Raw genomic sequence first — 21310 nt, 5'->3', positions numbered from 1 at the left:
GGACTGGGTTGGGTGCGTGTGGTCGTCATCGTGTGGTGATCGTCGATTGGTCTTTGTCGGTTTCGGATGTCGCGCCGCCAGCAAGCGCGGCCGATGCCGGCAACCCGGCGCGCGCGAGTTCGGCCAGCAGCATGCGCGCCTGATCGCGCACGTCGGCCGCGTTGGGCCGGAACGTGAACGTCAGCGCCCGGTTCGGCTTGTCGTACGTCGCACGGTAAGTGCGCGCGTAGGCGGGATCGTAATGCTTGTCGATCAGCTCGGTGAACAAATCGGCCCGCGCGCCGGCATCGATCAGCCCCTTCCAGCGCGTCACCTCTTCGCGGCTGTGCAGGCCGATCAGCCGATGAAGCTGCGCCTTGAACGCGTCCGGTTCGTCGAACAGGTGCGCGTAATCGTCCAGCAGGAACGCGATCCGCTCGTCGTGGGCCGCTTCGACCTGCACCCACGGCCCCGCATGAAACGCTTCGATCAGCGCGATCGGCAACTGCACGAGCCCGATCCGGCGGCTTTCCGACTCGACGAACACCGGCCATTGAGGGTCGAAACGCCCGAGCGTCTCGACGAGCCCCGAATCGAACCCCTTCTGCGCCGGCTGCGGCTTGCCCGGTAGCGCGCCGAGCAGCGAACCGCGATGGCACGCGAGCGCTTCCAGGTCGAGCGTCTGCGCGCCGACGTCGCGCAGCGCGTTCAGCAGGCGCGTCTTGCCGCACCCCGTATGGCCGACCAGCGCGATGTAGCGAAAGCGCGTCGGCAGCGACGCGAGGGTCGCGCACACCGACTGGCGGTACGCCTTGTAGCCGCCGTCGAGCTGGCGCGCCTTCCAGCCGATCAGGTTGAACCAGGTCGTCATCGAACCCGAGCGCTTGCCGCCGCGCCAGCAGTAGATCAGCGGCCGCCAGTTGCGCGGCCGGTCGGCGAAGGTCGTGTCGAGATGGCGCGCGATGTTGCGCGCGACGATCGCCGCGCCGACGCGCGTCGCCTCGTACGGCGACACCTGGCGGTACATCGTGCCGACAAGCACGCGCTCTTCGTTGCTGAGCACGGGCGCGTTCAGCGCGCCGGGAATATGGTCCTCGGCGAACTCGAGCGGCGTGCGCACGTCGATGATCTCGTCGAACTCGCCGGCGCGATCGAGGGTGACAATCAGGTTCTTCAATTTGGCGTCGAACAGGGGCGATGCGGCTCGTGGAGCCGCATGGGCACGGAAGGCGGATTGACGATTATCTCACGGGCCGGCGTCCCGGGCCGCGCGCGGTAGTCGGCGGCGGCGAGGCGGCCTGCATCGCGTCGATCAGGTGGTCGCGAAATGCACGCACCGACGCGGGCAGATCGCGCCCCGCCATCGTCTGTACCTGGATGCTGCGTTCGCGCAGTTGCGGGTTCGTCACGGGCACGACGACGAAGCCGTCCGCATCGGAGCGATCGCGCACCGACAGCAGCCCCGTGAACATCACCGCGCCCGTGCGCCGTGCGTAGCCGTACATCGCCGCGGTATTGTTGCTCGTCAGTTCGGGCTCGAGCAGCAGCCCGTCGAGCGCGCACGCGATGTCGATCAGCTGGCGCACCGTCGTGCCGGCCTCGGGCAGCACGTGCGCGTGGCGCGCGACATCGGCGAGCGACACCGCGTCGCGCGCCGCAAGCGGATGATCGTGCCGGACCAGCGCAAAGACGGGCGCGCGCTCCGTGTGGTCGACACGCACGCCCTTCTCCGGCGCGAGGCTGAAGGTCAACGCGATGTCCGCGTCGCCGTCGCGCACGCGCCGCGTCGCATCCGCCGGCGACACGACCCACACGGTGAAATCGACGCCCGGATGGCGCGCCTTGAAGCTCGCGAGCACGCCGGGCAGGAAGTCGATCGCGAACCCTTCCGAGCATGCGATCTTCAGCAGGCTGCCGTGCAGCGCGTCGAGCCCGCCGATGTCCTTCATCACGTGCTCGGCCTCCAGCAGGCTGCGCTGCGCGAACGCCAGCAGCCGCTCGCCCGCCTCCGACAGCGCCATCCCGCGCGGCCGCCGCTCGAACAGCGGCGCGCCGAGCTCGCTCTCCAGCTTCGCGATCTGGCGGCTGATCGCCGACACGGCCACGTGCAGCCGCGCGGACGCGTCGCTGATCGAGCCGGTACGCGCCACCTCGACGAAATACCGCAACGCCAGCCCATGCAGAAAAGCCGCCATCGTTCTGTCTCCGCGCCGCATCCGGCCGCGCTGCTTTGCCTTTTCGGCAAAGAAAGGTTCGAAATTCGATCATTGTGACAAAAAACCGGGCTTTCTAGAATCGATCGCACTTCACGTTGCGTGCACGGCCCGCGCGCAGCGGAACCACACGGGAGACACGCTTTGAGCCGTACCGCCGCCATCCAGCACGCGCTGAACCAGTTCGAATCCGGTGCGTTCTTCGCAACCCTGAGCCGCCGCGTCGGCCTGCGCACCGAAAGCCAGGAAAGCGGCAACGACGCCGCGCTGCGCGCCTATCTGACCGACGAGATCGCGCCCGAGGCCGCCCGCCTCGGTTTCACGTCGCGGATGGTCGACAACCCCGTCGACGGCGGCGGCCCGTTCCTGCTCGCGTCGCGCCACGAAGACGACGCGCTGCCGACCGTGCTGATCTACGGCCACGGCGATGTCGTGCGCGGCTACGACGCGCAGTGGCGCACGCCGCTGTCGCCGTGGACGCTCACGGCCGACGGCGACCGCTGGTACGGCCGCGGCAGCGCCGACAACAAGGGCCAGCACACGATCAACCTGGCCGCGCTGGCGAGCGTGCTCGACGCGCGCGGCGGCCGGCTCGGCTTCAACGCGAAGCTGCTGATCGAGATGGGCGAGGAAACCGGGTCGCCGGGCCTCGACGCGCTGTGCCGCCAGGAGCGCGACGCGCTCGCGGCCGACGTGCTGATCGCCTCCGACGGCCCGCGCATCGCCGCCGCGCGCCCGACGGTATTCCTCGGCTCGCGCGGCTCGGTCAACTTCACGCTGAGCCTGCGCGCCCGCGACGGTGCGCATCACTCCGGCAACTGGGGCGGACTGCTGCGCAACCCGGCGATCGTGCTCGCGCATGCGCTCGCGTGCCTCGTCGACGCGCGCGGCGCGATTCGCGTCGCGGGGCTGCGCCCGCCGCCGATCCCGGCCGCCGTGCGCGACGCACTCGCGGATCTTGCGGTCGGCGGCGGCCCCGGCGACCCGGCGCTCGACACCGATTGGGGCGAGCCCGGCCTGTCCGCGGCCGAACGCGTGTTCGGCTGGAACACGTTCGAAATCCTCGCGTTCAAGGCCGGCAATCCGGAGCATCCCGTCAACGCGATCCCGCCCGCCGCGTATGCGCACTGCCAGTTGCGCTTCGTCGTCGGCACCGACTGGAAGGCGCTGCATGCGCACTTGCGCGCGCACCTCGATGCGCACGGCTTCGCCGACGTCGAGATCGACGTCGAACGCGGCGCACCGGCGACACGCGTGCCGCCGGACGATCCGTGGGTGCGCTGGGCCGTCGCGTCGCTCGCGCGCACGACCGGCAAGAAGCCCGCGATCCTGCCGAATCTGGGCGGCACGCTGCCGAACGACGTGTTTGCGGACACGCTCGGGCTGCCGACGCTGTGGGTGCCGCACTCGTACCCGGCGTGCTCGCAGCACGCGCCCGACGAGCATCTGCTCGCGAGCGTCGTCAGCGAGGGGCTGCAGATGATGGCCGGCCTCTTCTGGGATCTCGGCGACGACGCGCCGCCCGTTCGCCGCGCGGCATCCGCCGCGGCCGGCGCCGCCCTGTAACGCGCTTCGCCCCTTTCACGGGACCTGCACACACGATGAATACGACCACCCTGACCTCGCAGGACGCCGCGCGCCCCAGCGCCGCGAAGATCCGGCGCATCATCTTCGCGGCGTCGATCGGCAACGCACTCGAATGGTTCGACCTGATCGTCTACGGCTTCTTCGCGGTGACGATCGCCAAGCTGTTCTTCCCCGCCACGAGCGAAGCGACGTCGCTGATGCTGACGCTCGGCACGTTCGGGCTGTCCTATCTGATCCGGCCGATCGGCGGCTTCGTGCTCGGCGCGTACGCGGACCGCGCGGGCCGCAAGGCGTCGCTGCTGCTGTCGATCGCGATGATGATGGCCGGCACGCTGCTGATCGCGCTGATGCCGACCTATGCATCGATCGGCATTCTCGCGCCGCTCGGGATCATGCTGTCGCGGCTGATGCAGGGCTTTTCCGCCGGCGGCGAATTCGCGAGTTCGACCGCGTTTCTCGTCGAGCACGCGCCGCAGCGGCGCGGCTTCATGTCGAGCTGGCAGTTCGCGAGCCAGGGCCTCGCGACGCTGCTCGCGTCGGGCTTCGGCGCGCTGCTGACGGCCACGCTGACCTCCGCGCAACTCGAAAGCTGGGGCTGGCGCGTGCCGTTCCTGTTCGGCCTCGCGATCGGCCCGGTCGGGCTGTACATCCGCCGCTACGTCGACGAAGGCGTCGAGTTCAAGACGCAGGCGCGCTCCGAAGCGCCGGTGCGCGAACTATTCGCGGACCAGAAGCTGCGGCTGCTGCTGTCGGTCGGCGCGCTGGTGATCTCGACCGCGATCAACTACATGATCCTGTACATGCCGACCTACGCGATCAAGCAGCTCGGACTGCCTGCGTCGACCGGCTTCGCGGCGACGCTCGCGACGGGCTTCGTGCTGACGCTCGTCACGCCGGTCGTCGGCCATCTGTCCGACCGCACCGGGCGGATCCGCATGATGGCGGTCGCGGCCGTGCTGATGCTCGTCACCGTATGGCCGACGTTCGCGTGGCTCACGCGCCACGCGTCGTTCGCGACGATGCTCGCCGCACTCGTCTGGATCGGCGCGCTGAAGGCGATGTACTGCGGCGCGCTGCCGGCGCTGATGGCCGAACTGTTCCCGGCGCAGACGCGTGCCACCGGCCTCGCGGTCAGCTACAACACCGGCGTCACGCTGTTCGGCGGCTTCGCGCCGTTCGTCATCACCTGGCTGATCAGCACGACCGGCAACCGGCTGTCGCCGGCGCTCTATCTGATGGGATGCGCGCTGCTGAGCCTCGCCGCGCTGTTCGTCGCGCGCACCCGGCTGAAGATGCGCTGACGCGGAAAACGACGGCGCAGCGGTGCGCCGCCGACGCGGCCCGCCGCGGCATCGCTGTCGCGCGGGCCGCGCGCCGTTTACGGCGCCGGGTTCGGCTGCCGTTCGCGCAATGCGTCGATCTCGGCGAGGATCTCGTCGGACAGCGTCACGTCGATGCTGCCGATGTTTTCCTTCAACTGCTCGAGCGACGTCGCGCCGACCAGGTTGCTGCGCACGAACGGACGGCTGTTGACGAACGCGAGCGCCAGTTGCGCGGGCGACAACCCGTGACGCTGCGCGAGCGCGACGTAACGCGACGTCGCCTCGACGGCCTGCGGCTTGCTGTAGCGCTGGAAACGCTCGAACAGCGTGATGCGCGCGCCGGCCGGACGCGCGCCGTTCTCGTACTTGCCGGACAGCCAGCCGAACGCGAGCGGCGAATACGCGAGCAGGCCGACGCCGTCGCGATGCGTGAATTCCGACAGCCCGTTCTCGAACGTGCGGTTCAGCAGGCTGTACGGATTCTGGATGCTCGCGATGCGCGGCAACCCGAGCCGCTCGGCCGCGCGCAGGAACTGCGCGACACCCCACGGCGTTTCGTTCGACACGCCGATCGCGCGCACCTTGCCGGCCTTCACGAATTCCGCGAGCACGCCGAGCGTTTCCTCGATCGGCACCGTGTACGCGTCGTCGACCCACGGATACGCGGGACGGCCGAACGTGGTCGTGCTGCGATCGGGCCAATGCAGCTGGTAGAGATCGACGTAGTCGGTCTGCAGGCGCTTGAGGCTGCCGTCGAGCGCTTCGGTCAGGTTCTTGCGGTCGAACTGGTTGCCCTCGCCGCGAATATGGCGCGGATTGTGCGGCTGCCGCGCCGGCCCGGCGATCTTCGTCGCGACCACGATACGGTCGCGCTGCGCGCGATGCTGCGCGATCCAGGTGCCGATGTATTGCTCGGTGCGGCCCTGCGTGTCGGGCTTCGGCGGCACCGGATACATCTCCGCGGCGTCGATCAGCGTCACGCCCTGCCCGAGCGCGTAGTCGATCTGCTCGTGCGCGTCGCGCTCCGAATTCTGCTCGCCCCACGTCATCGTGCCGAGACCGATCAGGCTGACCTCGATGCCCGAATCGCCGAGTGTGCGGTATTCCATGCTGTTCCTGTCGCGTCGGTGGAAAGCAGGAACGCTATCACATTGAAGCGCGTGCTTCAGATGGGCCCCGCACACGCTTACAAGCGGCCTTCGGTGCTGCCCCATGCGCTTCGCGCGCCGCCTGGACGGGCGCGTCGCCGCCTTCCGTCACTGCGGCCGCTGGATGAAGCAGGTCGCCGATGCATGCGCGACGATCTTGTCGTCCGGCGTCTTCAGCGTGCCCTCCGCGACGCCCAGCGAACGCGACAGGTGAATCACGCGCCCTTCCGCGATCAGGTCGACGTCGCGCGGCACCGGCCGCAGCATCTTCACATGCAGATCGACGGTGCCGTAACCGACGCCCGCATCGAGCATCGAATGCACCGCGCACCCGGTGACCGAATCGAGCACCGTCGCGGCGAACCCGCCGTGCACGCCGCCCAGCGGGTTCAGGTGCCGGCCGTCCGCCCGCGCCGAAAACTTCACGTAACCGAGCTCGACGTCGAGCGGACGCATCGGAATCGTCTCCGAAATCGACGCAAGGGGCGCGTCGCCCGACACGGCGGCACGCAGCAGATCGAGGCCAGACAGGGAAAGCGGATTCATCGGGTTGTCTCCGGGTTGAAAGCGCGTCGCCGCGCGAGTAAGTTCTAAATTGGAACTCATTATTGTCAACGATGCCGGCGGTTGTCAACGCGACTGCGCCCGTTGCCACCGAACGCGGGTTCTATAATCGAACCCGCTATTTCGCTGAACCGCCGCAAGACCGCCGCATGGGGCAAGAGACTCGACGATGAAATGGGATGACATCGGCACGCTGAACTGTTCGGTCGCGCGCACGCTCGCCGTGCTCGGCGACCGCTGGACCATGCTGATCCTCCGCAACGCATTCCTCGGCTGCCGCCGCTTCGATGCGTTTCAGGCGCAGCTCGGCCTGACGCGCCACGTGCTGGCCGAACGGCTCGCGCGGCTCGTCGACGAAGGCGTGCTCGTCAAGCGCGCGTATCAGGAACGCCCGCCGCGCTTCGAATACCGGCTGACGGACAAGGGCCTCGACCTCTACCCGGCCCTGCTCGCGCTGATGGCGTGGGGCGATCGCTGGAAGGACGACGGCCAGGGGCCGCCGGTGCAACTGCGTCACCGGACCTGCGGCCAGCTGATGCACGCGGTGACCGTATGCTCGGCCTGCGGCGAACCGCTCGACGCGCGTGACGTGCAGCCCGAGCCCGGACCCGGATGGATCGCGTCCGACGGGGCTGAGGCGCCTGCAGCCGGGGATTGACGATCCGCTGCGTGCGCGGATGCCTGTCTGATTGATGCGTCCGCCGGACATACGCTTGGACCACAGGCTGCAAGGCGTCCGGGCCCGACCGAGCGGGCGCGCGTTGCTCGCACGCGAGTGAGCGGCAACGGCAAGCGCAATCGCATGCCATCGCCAGCCCTGTTCCGTATCCGTTAATTGATCGCCCCGCGCGCACGCACGGACTGCGCAACGCAACTTCGCATCACCCTCTCCACCCCTGCCGATCATCGCGCGGACCATCGCTTCGCATCCGCACGTGACCGGGCCGCCACGCGTGCGTTACACTCTCGGCCCGCTGTCTCGAAATTATTCGCTGTCCAAGATGTTGTCGCGCAATCGCCTCGCTGCCGCCTGTCTCGCCGCTTCCCTGCTCGCCACACCCTTCGCCGCCTTCGGCAAGACACAAAGCGAATCGCTGCTCCAGCAAGCGATCGATCTCGTGTCGCGATGGCTGCCGGCCCCCACTCACGAAGCCCCCGCGACCCAGGTCGTCGAATCGGCCTTCTCGCCCGACGGCGGCGCCGAGGCGCTCGTGCTGAAAGCGATCGGGGCGGCGCGCAGCTCGATCCGGGTCGCCGCCTACTCGTTCACGTCGCCGCCCGTCACGCGCGCGCTGCTTGCCGCCAAGCGCCGCGGCGTCAACGTCGCGGTGGTGGTCGACGACAAGGGCAATCGCGCGAAGAGCAGCAAGCAGGCACTGAACCTGCTCGTCAACGCGGGCATCCCGACGCGCACGATCGACGCCTATGCGATCCATCACGACAAGTACCTCGTGATCGACGCCGAGCACGTCGAAACGGGGTCGTTCAACTACAGCGCGTCGGCGGCCAGCCGCAATTCCGAGAACGTCGTCGTGGTCTGGAACAATCCGCAACTCGCATCGCGCTACCTCACGCACTGGCAAAGCCGCTTCGACCAGGGCACGCCGTACCGCTCCAGCTACTGACGCACGACACGCGCGTTCGCCCGACGCTCGACCGCTCGCATGCACGCTACCGTATTGCGGATGATCGGCGAGCGCGGCGCGATGTTCAATTCGGCCCAATGGCCAGCCTGCCGCCTCGCGAAACGCCCGTCACGCGCGACACCGCCGCGTTCGAAGGATGTCAGGCACCCCGCCTGGTCGCGATGCCGACGTGCGCGCCCGGCACACAGCGATTCGCGTGCCCGTCCGCACTGCTTGCCGAATTCGCCGCGAGACCATGGTCGCCCATCGGCAGCGCACTGCGCACGCAATCGGTACTGAACGTCAGCGTGTTCTGCACCAACGGGTAAAGGAGATACAGTGCAAACGCGAGATAGCCCGCGTACAGAATTCGAACCATGGTGTGCGATGGGAGATGACGAACGATTGGACTCGTCCTGTTTACGGCAGCGCGACGCGCAAGCTTGAGGTATCGCCGGTCCGATCGCGCATCGCGACGCAACACGGGCCGATGACACCCGCTTCTTGCCGCATCTTCCCTGCGCCTCACGAACCCGATCGCCACCGCCACGGTTTGCAGCGCGGCGATGCATCGCGGAATGCGCGATACTGTTCGACGGACGACCCATGACCGGCCCGACGGCCGGGACAAGAGACAAGGCCCATGCAAATCGCACCGAAACCGGCCGACGAGGCGACCCGGCTCGATACGCTTCATTCGCTCTCGATCCTCGATACCCCGCCCGAAGAGCGCTTCGATCGTCTGACGCGCCTCGCGCGACGACTGTTCGATGTCCCGATCGCCCTCGTCAGTCTCGTCGACGAGAATCGCCAGTGGTTCAAGAGTCGTGCGGGCCTCGACGCCACGCAGACGCCGCGCGACGTGTCGTTCTGCGCGCACGCGCTGCTCGCGGGCGATACGATGGTGATCCAGGATGCACTGAACGACGATCGCTTCCACGACAACCCGCTCGTCACCGGCGCGCCCGGCATCCGCTTCTACGCCGGCCGGCCGCTCACCGCACCGAACGGCGCGCCCATCGGCACGCTGTGCCTGATCGATACGCGGCCCCGCTCGCTCGAACCCGACGAACTCGCCCTCCTCGGCGATCTCGCCCACATGACCGAGCGCGAGATCGCCGCGCTGCATTTCGCGACGACCGACGAGCTCACGCAGCTCACGAACCGGCGCGGCTTCGAGATTCTCGCCCGCCACGTGCTGCGCCTGTGCGATCGCGTCGGCCGTCACGCCGTGCTGCTGTTCTTCGACCTGAATGGTTTCAAGGCGATCAACGACCGCTTCGGCCACGCCGAAGGCGATCGCGCGCTCAAGGCGTTCGCCGACACGTTGACGGGCGCGCTGCGCGACAGCGACGTCATCGCCCGGCTCGGCGGCGACGAGTTCGTCGTGCTGTTGAGCGCCACCGATCCGGCTGATGTCACCGAGCCCGTCGAACGCGTGACGCAAGCGCTCGCGCAGCGCAACGCAGCCGACGCACGCGGCTACGCGATCCGCTTCAGCGTCGGGCACGTTGCGTACGATCCCGCACGCCATCTCACCGTCGCGGACCTGCTCGCATCAGCCGATCGCCGGATGTACGAGCACAAGCAGCGCGACAAGGCGGCCGGCGCGTAACCGCGGACGAGTCGGCAGGCGCGACGGGATCAAACCGCCGCGCGGCCGCTTCTCCGCGGTCGTGCCAAGACGTCGGTTCAACTGCCGCAGGGCGGCGCGCTGGCCATCGCGTCCGCGATCTGCTCGGGTGTCAGATCGCGCTGATGCGTCGCCAGCGACCAGCGATGCCCGAACGGATCCTCGACCTGCCCGTAACGATCGCCCCAGAACATGTCGGCGGCCGGCATCGTCACGGTCGCGCCGGCCGCGACCGCCTTCGCGATCGCCGCATCGGTGTCCGGCACGTACAGATGCAGGCAGACCGGCGTGCCTTTCAGCGCCTTCGGCCCCAGCGCACCGTGCTCGGGCATTTCATCCACCAGCATCAGCGTCGAATCGCCAATCGCGAGGCACGCATGCGCGAGCCGGCCGTCTGGCATCGCGAGGCGAAACTGTTCGGTCGCATTGAATGCTCGCTTGTAGAAATCGATCGCTGCGGTGGCGCCCGCACAGATCAGATGCGGGGTCAGCGTGCGCATCCCTTCCGGGATCGGCTTGACGGATGTGGGCATGGTGTCGCTCCTTCAGTCGGTTGTCGTATCGAAAATCGGGACGGACGCGCGATGCGCACGCCTCCGATGCTACGACGAACGACGCCGACGGAAATCGACACGGCGCCCAGGATTTTTTTGCTTGCTTGACGGACGGGAGCACAGGACGCCGCGTCAGGCGTCATCGGCCCGTTCGATCGGCCGGCTCGCCCGGCTGGCCGAATCGACGGCGGCACACCTCCAGCAACTCGGCCACCGCATCGAGCGGAAGATCGGCAAACCCGGCGATCGGCAGCATCACGCCCGCCCGGCACCTTCACGCGCGACGAATGCGCGGAGAATTGGTAGCCGATGTAATGATTACCGGCGACGCCGACGATCCGGAATGCCGTGACGTCGCGCCACGGCGCCGACGCCGGTCAGTTGCATACCTTGACGGTACCGTTGGTCGTGCATTGACCCATGGCCCAATGGCTCTGCCCCGCCAGATGAGGCGCGACGCCGATGCCGCGAATCGGCGCGGCCGGCGGAGACGATGCAGGAACGGTCGCCGACGCGGTCTCGGGTGACGGTTGCACGGGCGCAGGCCCGGATGCGGTCTGGCAGGCGGCAAGCGCCAGACACAGCGCGACTGCCAGCGGGACGATGGCGGATCTGGACAGGGTCATGAGCGCGCTCGCATGATGCGTTCTGGATACCGGCCCGCAGTCAGATCTGCGGCAGATCGCGCAACGTGCGCGACTCGCTCGTGGCATCGATGTCGAGTTCGATGCCTTCCGATGCATCGCGATACAGCACGCGTTTCAGCCTGGGCCCGGTTGCGGTGGCATCCGTTGCCGAGAAGATCGCGCGGACATCGTTACCGGACGCGAGCGCGCGCGCCACGTCGGCCACCGGAGCCTCGCTGGGCGTCGACGCCCACGAGCGATCGGCCGGGTTCACGGCCGCCCAGCGCACGTGCGTCACGCGCGCGCTGAGCGGATCGATTCGGACACCATTCACCGCAAACGTCGACATCGGCCTCTCCTTTGAATTTTTGCGGCTCGTCGCATGCATCCGGCCGACTGTGAACGGCCCGGATCCCGCCTGCGCAGCCAGCACGGCCTGCGATCATGTGCGCTGCGCCGGCCGACGCGATTTTCGATGATACATTGGGACGCTTTGCAACCGTCAACAGACAATCGTGTACGGGAGAAACACATGAGCGACGCCTGGGGAACCTTCCCTGCCAGAATGGGCGACCATCAGGCTTTCATCAGCTTCAACCACGGCTTCGCGGAAATCGCCGAAGGCGATCCGCGCACGTCGCTGCTCAGCGTGCGCGTCCCCTTTGCGCATCCGTCGCCCGAAGGTTTGCCGACCGGCGACGAATTCGCCGATCTCGCGAAGATCGAGGATCTGCTCGACGCCGCGATCACCGCGAAAGGCGGCGTGCAGGTCGGCAGCATCACCGTCGACGGCAACCGGGATTTTCTGTTCTACGTACCGTTCGACGAAGAGGCCGCCGCGGAGATCGTCGACTCGCTGGCCGACCAGACGGCCTATGCGCTTCAGTACGCGCATCAGGACGATCCCGACAAGACGACCTACTGGCAGACGCTCTACCCGACCGACGACGACTGGCAGATCATGCGCGACATGCGCACGCTGGATGCGCTGCGGCAGCAAGGCGACGTGCCCGACGTGAGCCGGCGCGTGATGCACTGGGCGTATTTCCCCGACCCGAGCGACGCGCATCAGTTCGCGGACTGGGCCGAAGCGAAAGGCTATCCGGTCGAATCGGTCGCGCCGACCGAAGACGGCAAGTCGGCGGTACGGTTTTCGCACGAAGGCACGATGACGCTCGCCGACATCACGCGCCACACGATCGCGCTCAATCGCGAGGTGCGCGCACTCGGCGGGGACTACGACGGATGGGAAACCAGCGTCGAACAGGCGGGCTGAGCGGAGCGCCATGCCCGCAGCGCGTGATGTGACGTCACACGCCATCTGACGCAAAAAACATCCCGGCAGCGTTGTTGCGCGCCGCCGGGATCAAGGCATCGCCGGCAAAAACCGGCGATGGGCCTGAGGGTTCGCTCAGGCACGAGGAAAGCGATGCGTACGGATCAGGCGAACGGATGTCGGGGTGCGAACGAGTGCCGTTGCGCCGCCCGCCGGACGCCTGTCCGGTTCCGCCGACGCAACCTTCCGGCGTCGGGGGGCAAAAAGCCCCCGCTCCTGCGCGAGCGAGCGGGGAAATGGTTGACCGGGCCGGGGAAGAACGGTCAACCGGTCAAATTGTGATCGCGGGCCGTGCGACGGTCTGTGCGGCAACTCACCCTTTAGTAACAATGTGACGGCAACCGGCATGCGCGCGTACCGGCGAATATCGTCACGATTCAAGCGCCGCGCGCGGCTTGCCGGCTTCGCCGACGAGGAACCGGCCGACAGCTTCTTCGCAGCTGCCGCTGTCGTACCGCATCGGAGTACAACCTGTCAGGCCGGCAACAGTCGTCATTGCGCCGGCGTCGACAGCGTTCGTTTTTTCATTTCGGTGTTTTATTTTGTTTTAATTCAAGTGGAATTTTCAGCCCGGGGCGCAGTTTCCGGTAAGTCTCAGGCATTGTCAAAGCAGGATTATTCTATTTTTTTATGCGCGATGATTTTCGCCTCACTTTTTTCGTGCGGAATTTCGCGCCTACAATGATCTGCGTCACGAAAACGCGATTTCTTCGCTACAGCGAACCAGTGGAAAACCAGTCGGCAACCATATCGATCCAGTCGAGATTGCTGACGATTTCAATGGCGGCATCGCCGACCATTGCGGCTGTCGACACATCTGCGGCCGCCACGCCGGTTGCCACCGCGCTCGCCTCCGCAATTCCGGTCGATGCGACGGGCCCGGGATCGGCAAGCCGCTCCAGCCACTCGACGATATTGGCGCGCGCGTCTTCCTCATCCGTGAAATCGTTTCGCGCCAGGAACCGATCGAACACGAACCACCCGAGCGTCTTGTTTCGCACCTCGGATTCGAGCTGCCGGTCGACGACGGCGACACGGCCGGACTCCGTGATGTCGAGCGTTGCGGTGAAACGGTAATCGAGATATTCGATCTCGAGTTTCGACGACATGGCTTCTCCGCTCAATCTGCCCTCTCGATTTCGATGATACCCGGCGCGTCACGTGCTTTGCGACACAATGTGAAGCTTGCGTGAATTTCGCGCAGCGCATCATTTTCGCTGGCAGTATCGCGATATTCTCGCGACCTGTCGATATGGACCATCCACGTATGGCCGCCCAGATGCTTTTTTGCCGTGCCGGTTGAGTCGTCAAGCGCTCCGTTTTCCTGTTTCCGGTATCGACCTGCTCCGCAGCCGCAATCGCGCTGCTAAACTCGGATCACAAAGACCGCTTGCGCCACCAGAGGAAATAATGACGCTCGCTCACGCACGACAAAGCGGCGTAGATGTCTGGATCGTCCAGCTTCCCGGGCACGCGCCCTATGCCTATACGCACCTCAAGCGGGTATTCGCGTCCGACGACTCGCGGCATCGGGTCGTGACGATCGACCTGAAGAAGCTGCTGGCCTGCGCCGACCGCGACGCCACGGACTATGTGCTGCCATCGGTTCAGTACTGGGCGCCCGGAAAAGCCGCGGGCATTCGCGAATTTCTCGATCCGGACCGGGACCGGATTCCGGACATGCCATTCATCACGTTTCGCGAGACGAGAACACGAATGTTGCTCGGCCTTCCCGGCCTGTCGAAAGTCGGCGTCGCATCGTTCCGTAACGGCCAGCATCGTGCGCGCTATCTCGCGTATGCCGGTGCGACCACCTTGCCCGTCGAAATCCACGAGACCGAAGCCGATTTGCTTCTGCGGTATTGCGGCGAATGACGCCAGGCTGTCGCCCGATGTGAATGCATCGTGGCCAAGCGCGCTTGCACTCGCGCGCGGCCGCTCGCGTCGACGCCGACAAGCCTCACGCCTGGATCGCGTAAATCCGGTCGGTGACTTCCGTCTGGCCGATGCGACTCGTTTCGACATCGATCCATTGCCAGCCGTTGTGCTCGTAGAATCCGATCGCACGCACGTTGCCGTCCAGCACCTGCAGATGGACCTTGTCCACGCCGATCGACCGGGCCCACGCGCGAACGGCTTCGATCATGCGCTTGCCCGTGCCGCCGCCGTGATGCGCAGGATGGACGTGCAGGCAATCGAGCAACACGCCACGCGCCGGATCGACGGGGCGCTCGGCACTGACGAAGCCGACGGGCTCGCCGTTCGCCTCGGCAATCAGCACGAGGCCCCACTCGTTCTCGTTGCGGTCGAGATACTTGCGCCATCGGACCGCGTGCTCCGTCGGTACCTCGTCGGACAGATAGCCGGCCGGAAGGATGTGGCTATAGGCGGTTTGCCAGCTCAGCGTATGCAGGCGAGCGATGTGATTCGCGTCGCGCGGCGTCGCGGCGCGCAGTGTGGTCCGTGTGTCCGGCATCGGTAGCAACTCCTTCTGCTGTTCGCTTGATCGGCATGCGTCGTCGCAAAATATACCGTGCTTTGTGAAATGCCTTTCGCCGGGTTCGTTGTCGGGGCGCCGGCACTGCGGGCAAAAAAAATCCCGACACCGTCATCGGTCATCGGGATCGAACGGCCCTGCAAAGCATGAGGGCACGAGGAAGGTCACACATTACACGCATGTAAGACTGTTGCGCTTTGTCGGTTTGCGCCAAGCCCCTGTCCTATTCCGCCAATCAGCTGGTTATGAGCGGCCGTAAACGAAAAAAGCCTGCTCGCGTGTGGCGCGAGCAGGCAAGAAAACGGATCAGCATTCGAGGCACGAGGGCTGTCCAGGAAAGATAACGGCACGGCGCGCGGGAACCTTAGAGGGGAAAGCTAGCGTCGCAGGCAAAGTGGCGTGAACGTTGTTGGCGCAACGACACGGGAACACGATACGAAGCAGGCTGGGGCGTCGCCCTCTCCGTCATCCACGTCGGCGATGCCGGACAAGCGGTGCCGTCAGTCGATACCCCGTTGCGCGTTGCGCAACGATTGCACGATCGCGCGCCCGATTTCGATACCTGCCCGCGTCGCCTCGTCCGAGGTCTCATATTCGGTATCGAAGTCATATCGCCGGGGCGATTCGATTCCGTCTTTGCGAACCCGCACGTTCGCCATCCACGTGCTGCCGGGTGCCGGCTGCACGGACTCGACGATGATTTCGTAACCGTCGAATACATCGCGATGGCATTCGATTCTTTTGTGCATACGGTGCCCCTCACATGCGCCCGATGTTGCTGCCGCGCAAGCGCGCTTTACGCAATCGTTCTTTTGGAGAACGAGGCCGAAATGGCATCGTGGTCGATTCGTTGAATACGGGATGCTACTTCGTTAAAGACGCCGTGACCAAGACACACATTGGCTGTATCCGAACGCCAGAAAGCAAAAAGCCCGGCTCAACGAACCGGGCTTTTTGCTTGAATTTGTTGGGGTGGCTGATGGGACTCGAACCCACGACGACAGGAATCACAATCCTGGACTCTACCAACTGAGCTACAGCCACCACTGATACTGCTTGCTTCGTTTCGCTGTTTTGTTTCAGCAGCGAAGAACAAGATTATACGAACACTTTTGAATCTTGCAAAGCCTTTTTTTCAAAAATTTCTTCGGCTTCGTTCAGATGCGCGCGCGCCTCGTCGAACACGGCCAGATCGCCGCGCGCCAGCTTCTTGTTGTCGGACAGCACGCGACGCCAGCCACGCGCGCCCGGCATGCCGCGATACAGCCCGAGCGCGTGTCGCACGATCGCACCGAGGTAGGTGCCACGCTTCAGCTCGGCCGCGCAATACGCGATCAGTTGCGCTTCAGCCTCTTCGCGCGTCGGTACCGCTGCGGTGGATCCGTAGAAGCGCGCATCGACTTCCGCCAGCACGTACGGGTTGTGATACGCCTCGCGGCCGAGCATCACGCCGTCGACGTGCTCGAGATGCTGCGCGACTTCATCGAGCGTCGTGATACCACCGTTGATCACGATCTCCAGCGACGGAAAATCGCGCTTCAACCGATACGCATAGTCGTACTTGAGCGGCGGGATCTCGCGATTCTCCTTCGGCGACAGTCCCTTCAGGATCGCGTTGCGCGCATGCACGACGAACGTTTCGCAACCGGCCTCGGCCACCGTGCCGACGAAGTCGCGCACGAACGCGTAGTCCTCGACCGCATCGACCCCGATCCGGTGCTTGACCGTCACCGGCACCGCCACCGCATCGCGCATCGCCTTCACGCAGTCGGCCACGAGTTGCGGCTCGTTCATCAGGCATGCACCGAACGCACCGCGCTGCACGCGCTCGGACGGGCACCCGCAGTTCAGGTTGATTTCGTCGTAGCCCCACTGCTCGCCGAGCTTTGCGGCGCGCGCGAGATCGTCCCGCTCGCTGCCGCCCAGTTGCAGCGCGATCGGCGATTCGCTCGGCGTGAACGCAAGATGCCGCTGGGCATCGCCGAACAGCAGCGCGCCCGTCGTGATCATCTCCGTATACAGCCACGTATTGCGCGTCAGCGTGCGGTGGAACGACCGGCAATGGCGGTCGGTCCAGTCGAGCATCGGCGCGACGGATACACGGCGGGGAGGAAGCGAGGACGGAACGGACATGGAATTCGGGTACAGGCCAGACGGCACGGAAACAACCCGATATTTTACCGCAATACCGGCGATGCCCGCCCGACACGCGCGCTACCCGCCGCCGAGCTCCGCATCGACCGCCCGGCGCGCCTCGTCGAACACGCGCTCGATCACGCGCCGTTCGGTGAGCAGCATCCCGTCGACCTTGACCCGCCGCCAGTCGATCCGCACGGCATCGCCCTGCAGCACGCGATAGTGCGCGTGCTCGCCGTCCCAGACCTGCTCGGTTTTCACCTCGATCTCGAAGCCGCGGTACGGCTCGCTGAAATCGCCGAGGTCGCTGCCTCTCGGTTCCATCGCACGCTCCGTGGCGACGCCGCGCCAAGCCGCCCGCGCGGCCGGCGCCGCGCGCTCAATCGTATTCGTCGGACAAAAATGACCGGCCATCGGCCGTCAGGTCGACCCGGTCAGCCGTCGCCTGATAGATCAGTCCGTCATTCAGCAACGCATAGACGACGTCATCGAACGCGGCAGGAACCGGCCGGCTGTCGCCGAACTGGTCGATCCATTTCAGCGCCTCGATGGCTTCGGGGGAAAGGATGGGGGTCATGCGTTGGCCTCCGGCATCGGTGTCGTTCCATCCTAGCACTTCGTCAGGAAGTCGAATACCGAGGCAAACGCGCGGCGCGAACGCCAATGCGGCGCCGGCAGGCACGCTGCCTGCCGACGCCGCACGGGTGCGCGGCACATGCGCTCAGAGGCGTGCGATCGAGACTTCCGTCGACTTCACGAGCGCGACGACTTCGGCGCCGACCTTCAGTTCGAGTTCGTCCACCGAACGGGTGGTGATCACCGACGTGACGATGCCGAACGGCGTCTCGACGTCGACTTCGGAGACCACGGACCCGCGAATGATCTCCTTGACCTTGCCCTTGAACTGGTTACGTACGTTGATTGCAGTGATGCTCATCGGGATGATCGCTCCGAAGAAAAAAGTCTCAGAACGGGCGGCCGGGGCCGCCCGGAATTAAACGGCCCAGCGGATCTGCCCGACCGGTCGAACCTTGTCTGCTTGATGCTCGGCGTCGTGATCGGCCGCGCCGGGGCCGCCGGCGAGCACGCGTTTCAGCACGCGGTCCTCCAGCGCCGCGAATGCGGCCGACGCGCGGGCACGCGGCCGGTCGAGCGGCACCGACTGGTCGAGCGCCACCCGCCCCTGCTCGATCAACAGGATGCGGTCGCCGAGCGCAACCGCCTCCTGCACGTCGTGCGTGACGAGCAGCGCGGTGAACCGATGCTCGCGCCACAGGCGCTCGATCAGCGCATGCATTTCGATGCGGGTAAGCGCGTCCAGCGCGCCGAGCGGCTCGTCGAGCAGCAGCAGTTGCGGCCGGTGCACGAGCGCGCGAGCGAGGGCGACGCGCTGCCGCTGCCCGCCCGACAGTTGCGCGGGCCAGTCGTTCGCGCGCTCCAGCAGCCCGACTTCGTCGAGCACCGCGCGGGCCTGGTCGCGCGCGCCGCGGCCGAGGCCCAGCATCACGTTCTGCAGCACGGTCTTCCACGGCAGCAGGCGCGCATCCTGGTACATGATCCGCGTATCGAGCGCGCCGCCGCCCTCGCCGCGCGTCACCAGCGTGCCGCTGCTCGGTTGCTCGAGTCCCGCGACGAGACGCAACAGCGTCGATTTCCCGCAGCCGCTGCGGCCGACGATCGCGACGAAGCTGCCGCGCGCGATGCCGAGTTCGACGTCGTCGAGCACCGTGCGGGCGCCGAAGCGCTTGCTGACGCCCGACAGCGTGACCGCGTCGTCGGGCGCCGGGCTGCCGCCCGCGCGCCGCCGCGCAAGCGGCACGACCGATGCGCTGCCGTCACGTTCGAGGATCGCCGCGTCGCGCGCGTCGCCGTCCGCGACGCGGGCCTGCGCCAGTTCGGCCTCGAGGTCTGCGCCGGCGAGCGGGCCGTAGGCGGCCGCCGAAGTCGTCGCATTCATGCTTTTGCTCCTGATTGATAGGCGGGGTGCCAGCGCAGCGTCACGCGCTCGAGCCATTTCGCCAGCACGTCGGCCAGCTTGCCGAGCACCGCGTACAGCAGGATGCCGACCACCACCACGTCGGTTTGCAGGAATTCACGCGCGTTCATCGTCATGTAGCCGATGCCCGACTGCGCGGAGATCGTTTCCGCGACGATCAGCATCACCCACATCAGCCCGAGCGCGAAGCGCACGCCGACGAGGATCGACGGCAACGCGCCCGGCAGGATCACGTCGCGGTACAGCGCGAAGCCGCGCACGCCGTAGCTCTTCGCCATCTCGATCAGGTTCGCGTCGACCGAGCGGATCCCGTGATACGTATTGATGTAGACGGGGAAGAACACGCCGAGCGCGACGAGGAACAGCTTCGCCTTCTCGTCGATGCCGAACCACAGGATCACGAGCGGGATCATCGCGAGCGCCGGGATGTTGCGGATCATCTGGATCGTCGAGTCGAGCGCGACCTCGGCAGCCTTCGACAGCCCGGTCGCGAGCCCCAGCGCCAGGCCGACGCCACCGCCGATCGCGAAGCCGAACAGCGCACGCCACGTGCTCACTTTCACGTTTGCCCACATTTCGCCCGACGTCACGAGCGACCAGGCCGCGCGCACGACCGCCACCGGCTCGGGCAACACGCGGGTCGACAGCCAGCCGGTGCGCGCACCGACCTCCCACACCACCAGCAACACGAGCGGCACGAGCCACGGCGCGACGCCGCGCCACGCGCGGGTGGCCACGGCGACGCCGGTCGTCGACGGTTTCGTTGTCATCGCAAGCCTCCGTCGCTCAGCTCTGGCTCGTCTTCGGCAGATAGTTGTTGCCGACGATCTCGCCGAACGGCCCCGACAGCGGACCGGCCGCCTTCTCGACACCCTTGCCCTTGATCAGCGGGAACACGAGTTCCGCGAAGCGATACGACTCCTCGAGGTGCGGATAGCCGGACAGGATGAACGTTTCGATGCCGAGATCCGCGTATTCGCGCATGCGTTCCGCGACCTGCTCGGGATTGCCGACGAGCGCCGTGCCGGCGCCGCCGCGCACGAGCCCCACGCCGGCCCACAGGTTCGGATAGACCTCGAGCGCCTCGCGGCCGCCGCGCTTGCCGCCGTGCAGCGCGGCCATCCGGCGCTGGCCTTCCGAATCCATGTTCGCGAACGCCTTCTGCGCACGCGCGATCGTGTCGTCGTCGAGCCGGCTGATCAGCCGCTCGGCGTCACGCCATGCCTCGTCCTCGGTCTCGCGCACGATCACGTGCAGGCGGATGCCGAACTTGATCTTGCGGCCGCGCGCGTCGGCACGAGCGCGAATGTCGGCGATCTTCTTCGCGACGGCCTCGGGCGGCTCGCCCCAGGTCAGGTAGGTATCGATGTGATCGGCGGCGATCGCGTGGGCGGCCGGCGACGAACCGCCGAACCACAGCGGCGGATGCGGATGCTGCACGGGCGGATAAAGCGCCTTGCCGCCCTTCGACTGCAGGTGCTTGCCGATGTAGTCGAACCCGTCGTTGTCGTGCGATGCGGCGAGCAGCCCGCGCCAGATGTTCAGGAAATCGTCGGTGATCTCGTAGCGCGTGTCGTGATCGGCAAAGAGGCCGTCGCCTTCGAGCTCGGCTGCATCGCCGCCCGTGACGACGTTGATCAGCAGGCGGCCGCCCGACAGACGGTCGAACGTCGCGGCCATCCGCGCGGCCAGCCCCGGCGAAGCGATGCCGGGGCGCACCGCGACCAGGAACTTCAGGCGCTGCGTCGCCGGAATCAGGCTCGATGCGACGACCCACGCATCCTCGCAGGAACGGCCGGTCGGCAGCAGCACGCCGTCGTAGCCGAGCGTGTCCGCCGCCACGGCGACCTGCTTGAAATAATCGTAGTCCGCGGCGCGCGCGCCTTCGGCCGTGCCGAGATAGCGGCTGTCGCCATGCGTGGGAATAAACCAGAACACATTCATCTGCTGCTCCTGCTTGACTGTCACTGCCGAAATTTGAAAAAACGTCGCCCTGCTCGCGTCGCGGAGGAGCGACGCATGCATGGTGTGCATTCGAATCGGGATGGCTCGCCGGTCAGGCCGTGCAGCGGGCGAGGACGCGATCGCACGGCT

26 protein-coding genes, 1 tRNA gene and 1 pseudogene are annotated in these 21310 nt (G+C 66.5%); 8 read left to right on the top strand and 20 right to left on the bottom strand.

Annotated elements, in window-relative coordinates; genetic code table 11:
• Window positions 1–25: 25 nt before the first annotated feature.
• Together mnmH and H0X90_RS22415 are read right to left on the bottom strand one after the other, a co-directional pair.
• Entirely contained in the window at window positions 26–1156 is a 1131-nt protein-coding gene (mnmH, locus tag H0X90_RS22420) for a tRNA 2-selenouridine(34) synthase MnmH (RefSeq protein ID WP_060211536.1), read from the bottom strand.
• Window positions 1157–1220: 64 nt separating this feature from the next.
• Window positions 1221–2174 carry a LysR substrate-binding domain-containing protein gene (locus H0X90_RS22415; RefSeq protein WP_006495222.1) on the bottom strand — a complete coding sequence of 318 codons (954 nt, stop codon included), beginning with the start codon at window positions 2172–2174 and terminating at the stop codon, window positions 1221–1223.
• Between the two features lie 162 nt (window positions 2175–2336).
• On the opposite strand from H0X90_RS22415, the gene H0X90_RS22410 reads away from it, so the two are divergent.
• Together H0X90_RS22410 and H0X90_RS22405 are read left to right on the top strand one after the other, a co-directional pair.
• Entirely contained in the window at window positions 2337–3758 is a 1422-nt protein-coding gene (locus H0X90_RS22410) for a M20 family metallopeptidase (protein ID WP_077190452.1), read from the top strand.
• Between the two features lie 35 nt (window positions 3759–3793).
• Window positions 3794–5080: an MFS transporter gene (locus H0X90_RS22405; RefSeq protein WP_006495224.1), complete on the top strand. Its 1287-nt coding sequence runs from the start codon at window positions 3794–3796 to the stop codon at window positions 5078–5080.
• A 77-nt stretch (window positions 5081–5157) separates the two neighbouring features.
• On the opposite strand, the gene H0X90_RS22400 is transcribed toward H0X90_RS22405, so the two are convergent.
• Window positions 5158–6210, bottom strand: coding sequence for an NADP(H)-dependent aldo-keto reductase (locus tag H0X90_RS22400; protein WP_196438227.1), 1053 nt, complete (start codon window positions 6208–6210; stop codon window positions 5158–5160).
• 147 nt (window positions 6211–6357) lie between these two features.
• The gene (locus tag H0X90_RS22395) at window positions 6358–6795 is read right to left on the bottom strand and encodes a PaaI family thioesterase (RefSeq protein WP_006484216.1); all 438 of its coding nucleotides are present in this window, start codon (window positions 6793–6795) and stop codon (window positions 6358–6360) included.
• Window positions 6796–6982: 187 nt separating this feature from the next.
• Between H0X90_RS22395 and H0X90_RS22390 the strand changes: the two genes are divergently transcribed.
• Window positions 6983–7471 carry a helix-turn-helix domain-containing protein gene (locus H0X90_RS22390; protein WP_006495227.1) on the top strand — a complete coding sequence of 163 codons (489 nt, stop codon included), beginning with the start codon at window positions 6983–6985 and terminating at the stop codon, window positions 7469–7471.
• 343 nt (window positions 7472–7814) lie between these two features.
• A complete protein-coding gene (locus H0X90_RS22385) occupies window positions 7815–8438 on the top strand; it encodes a phospholipase D family protein (RefSeq protein WP_034201824.1) in 624 nt (207 codons plus the stop codon).
• 160 nt (window positions 8439–8598) lie between these two features.
• Here the strand turns inward: H0X90_RS22385 and H0X90_RS22380 are convergent, their stop codons facing one another.
• On the bottom strand, window positions 8599–8817 hold the full coding sequence (locus H0X90_RS22380) for a hypothetical protein (RefSeq protein WP_048986581.1): 219 nt from the start codon (window positions 8815–8817) through the stop codon (window positions 8599–8601).
• A gap of 264 nt (window positions 8818–9081) precedes the next feature.
• On the opposite strand from H0X90_RS22380, the gene H0X90_RS22375 reads away from it, so the two are divergent.
• Window positions 9082–10053, top strand: a complete 972-nt coding sequence (locus tag H0X90_RS22375) for a diguanylate cyclase (protein WP_006484192.1) — start codon at window positions 9082–9084, stop codon at window positions 10051–10053.
• Between the two features lie 77 nt (window positions 10054–10130).
• Here H0X90_RS22375 and H0X90_RS22370 read toward each other — a convergent pair whose 3' ends face one another.
• The 4 genes and pseudogenes from H0X90_RS22370 to H0X90_RS22355 all read right to left on the bottom strand — a co-directional run bounded on the left by H0X90_RS22370 (window position 10131) and on the right by H0X90_RS22355 (window position 11600).
• Window positions 10131–10604: a VOC family protein gene (locus H0X90_RS22370; protein ID WP_006484195.1), complete on the bottom strand. Its 474-nt coding sequence runs from the start codon at window positions 10602–10604 to the stop codon at window positions 10131–10133.
• A gap of 160 nt (window positions 10605–10764) precedes the next feature.
• Window positions 10765–10990: pseudogene (locus tag H0X90_RS22365) on the bottom strand (hypothetical protein); the annotation flags it as partial.
• 12 nt (window positions 10991–11002) lie between these two features.
• A complete protein-coding gene (locus tag H0X90_RS22360; RefSeq protein ID WP_006484170.1) occupies window positions 11003–11251 on the bottom strand; it encodes a hypothetical protein in 249 nt (82 codons plus the stop codon).
• Window positions 11252–11291: 40 nt separating this feature from the next.
• Window positions 11292–11600 (bottom strand): hypothetical protein, encoded by a 309-nt coding sequence (locus H0X90_RS22355; RefSeq protein ID WP_006484174.1) that lies wholly within the window; start codon window positions 11598–11600, stop codon window positions 11292–11294.
• A gap of 183 nt (window positions 11601–11783) precedes the next feature.
• On the opposite strand from H0X90_RS22355, the gene H0X90_RS22350 reads away from it, so the two are divergent.
• Window positions 11784–12527, top strand: coding sequence for a DUF695 domain-containing protein (locus tag H0X90_RS22350; RefSeq protein WP_077190450.1), 744 nt, complete (start codon window positions 11784–11786; stop codon window positions 12525–12527).
• Between the two features lie 406 nt (window positions 12528–12933).
• A complete protein-coding gene (locus H0X90_RS22345) occupies window positions 12934–13272 on the top strand; it encodes a hypothetical protein (RefSeq protein WP_077190448.1) in 339 nt (112 codons plus the stop codon).
• 28 nt (window positions 13273–13300) lie between these two features.
• On the opposite strand, the gene H0X90_RS22340 is transcribed toward H0X90_RS22345, so the two are convergent.
• Window positions 13301–13696 (bottom strand): hypothetical protein, encoded by a 396-nt coding sequence (locus H0X90_RS22340; RefSeq protein ID WP_077190446.1) that lies wholly within the window; start codon window positions 13694–13696, stop codon window positions 13301–13303.
• Between the two features lie 301 nt (window positions 13697–13997).
• On the opposite strand from H0X90_RS22340, the gene H0X90_RS22335 reads away from it, so the two are divergent.
• Complete coding sequence (locus tag H0X90_RS22335) at window positions 13998–14462, top strand: hypothetical protein (protein ID WP_077190444.1); 465 nt, start codon at window positions 13998–14000, stop codon at window positions 14460–14462.
• Between the two features lie 85 nt (window positions 14463–14547).
• On the opposite strand, the gene H0X90_RS22330 is transcribed toward H0X90_RS22335, so the two are convergent.
• The 10 genes from H0X90_RS22330 to ssuD all read right to left on the bottom strand — a co-directional run bounded on the left by H0X90_RS22330 (window position 14548) and on the right by ssuD (window position 21160).
• Window positions 14548–15063, bottom strand: a complete 516-nt coding sequence (locus H0X90_RS22330; RefSeq protein ID WP_077190442.1) for a GNAT family N-acetyltransferase — start codon at window positions 15061–15063, stop codon at window positions 14548–14550.
• 521 nt (window positions 15064–15584) lie between these two features.
• A complete protein-coding gene (locus tag H0X90_RS36220; RefSeq protein ID WP_062910674.1) occupies window positions 15585–15833 on the bottom strand; it encodes a DUF6566 family protein in 249 nt (82 codons plus the stop codon).
• A gap of 219 nt (window positions 15834–16052) precedes the next feature.
• Window positions 16053–16128, bottom strand: a tRNA-His gene (locus H0X90_RS22325).
• Between the two features lie 54 nt (window positions 16129–16182).
• Window positions 16183–17169, bottom strand: a complete 987-nt coding sequence (dusA, locus tag H0X90_RS22320; protein ID WP_006491499.1) for a tRNA dihydrouridine(20/20a) synthase DusA — start codon at window positions 17167–17169, stop codon at window positions 16183–16185.
• Window positions 17170–17298: 129 nt separating this feature from the next.
• Complete coding sequence (locus tag H0X90_RS22315; RefSeq protein WP_006495306.1) at window positions 17299–17544, bottom strand: hypothetical protein; 246 nt, start codon at window positions 17542–17544, stop codon at window positions 17299–17301.
• Between the two features lie 55 nt (window positions 17545–17599).
• A complete protein-coding gene (locus H0X90_RS22310; protein WP_006484168.1) occupies window positions 17600–17797 on the bottom strand; it encodes a hypothetical protein in 198 nt (65 codons plus the stop codon).
• A 144-nt stretch (window positions 17798–17941) separates the two neighbouring features.
• Complete coding sequence (locus H0X90_RS22305) at window positions 17942–18157, bottom strand: molybdopterin-binding protein (RefSeq protein WP_006476104.1); 216 nt, start codon at window positions 18155–18157, stop codon at window positions 17942–17944.
• A gap of 57 nt (window positions 18158–18214) precedes the next feature.
• Window positions 18215–19177, bottom strand: a complete 963-nt coding sequence (locus H0X90_RS22300) for an ATP-binding cassette domain-containing protein (RefSeq protein WP_006484157.1) — start codon at window positions 19175–19177, stop codon at window positions 18215–18217.
• The gene (gene ssuC / locus H0X90_RS22295) at window positions 19174–19986 is read right to left on the bottom strand and encodes an aliphatic sulfonate ABC transporter permease SsuC (protein ID WP_077190440.1); all 813 of its coding nucleotides are present in this window, start codon (window positions 19984–19986) and stop codon (window positions 19174–19176) included. Before ssuC ends, H0X90_RS22300 begins: the two co-directional genes overlap by 4 nt.
• Before the next feature lie 16 nt (window positions 19987–20002).
• A complete protein-coding gene (gene ssuD, locus H0X90_RS22290; RefSeq protein ID WP_006495307.1) occupies window positions 20003–21160 on the bottom strand; it encodes an FMNH2-dependent alkanesulfonate monooxygenase in 1158 nt (385 codons plus the stop codon).
• Window positions 21161–21310 lie beyond the last annotated feature (150 nt).

It is taken from the genome of Burkholderia sp. 9775_39 (genome assembly GCF_015712225.1).
GTDB classification, from domain to species: Bacteria; Pseudomonadota; Gammaproteobacteria; order Burkholderiales; family Burkholderiaceae; genus Burkholderia; species Burkholderia cenocepacia.
The sequence above is the reverse complement of the archived record's forward strand: the minus strand, read 5'-3'. Positions and strand labels throughout refer to the sequence as shown.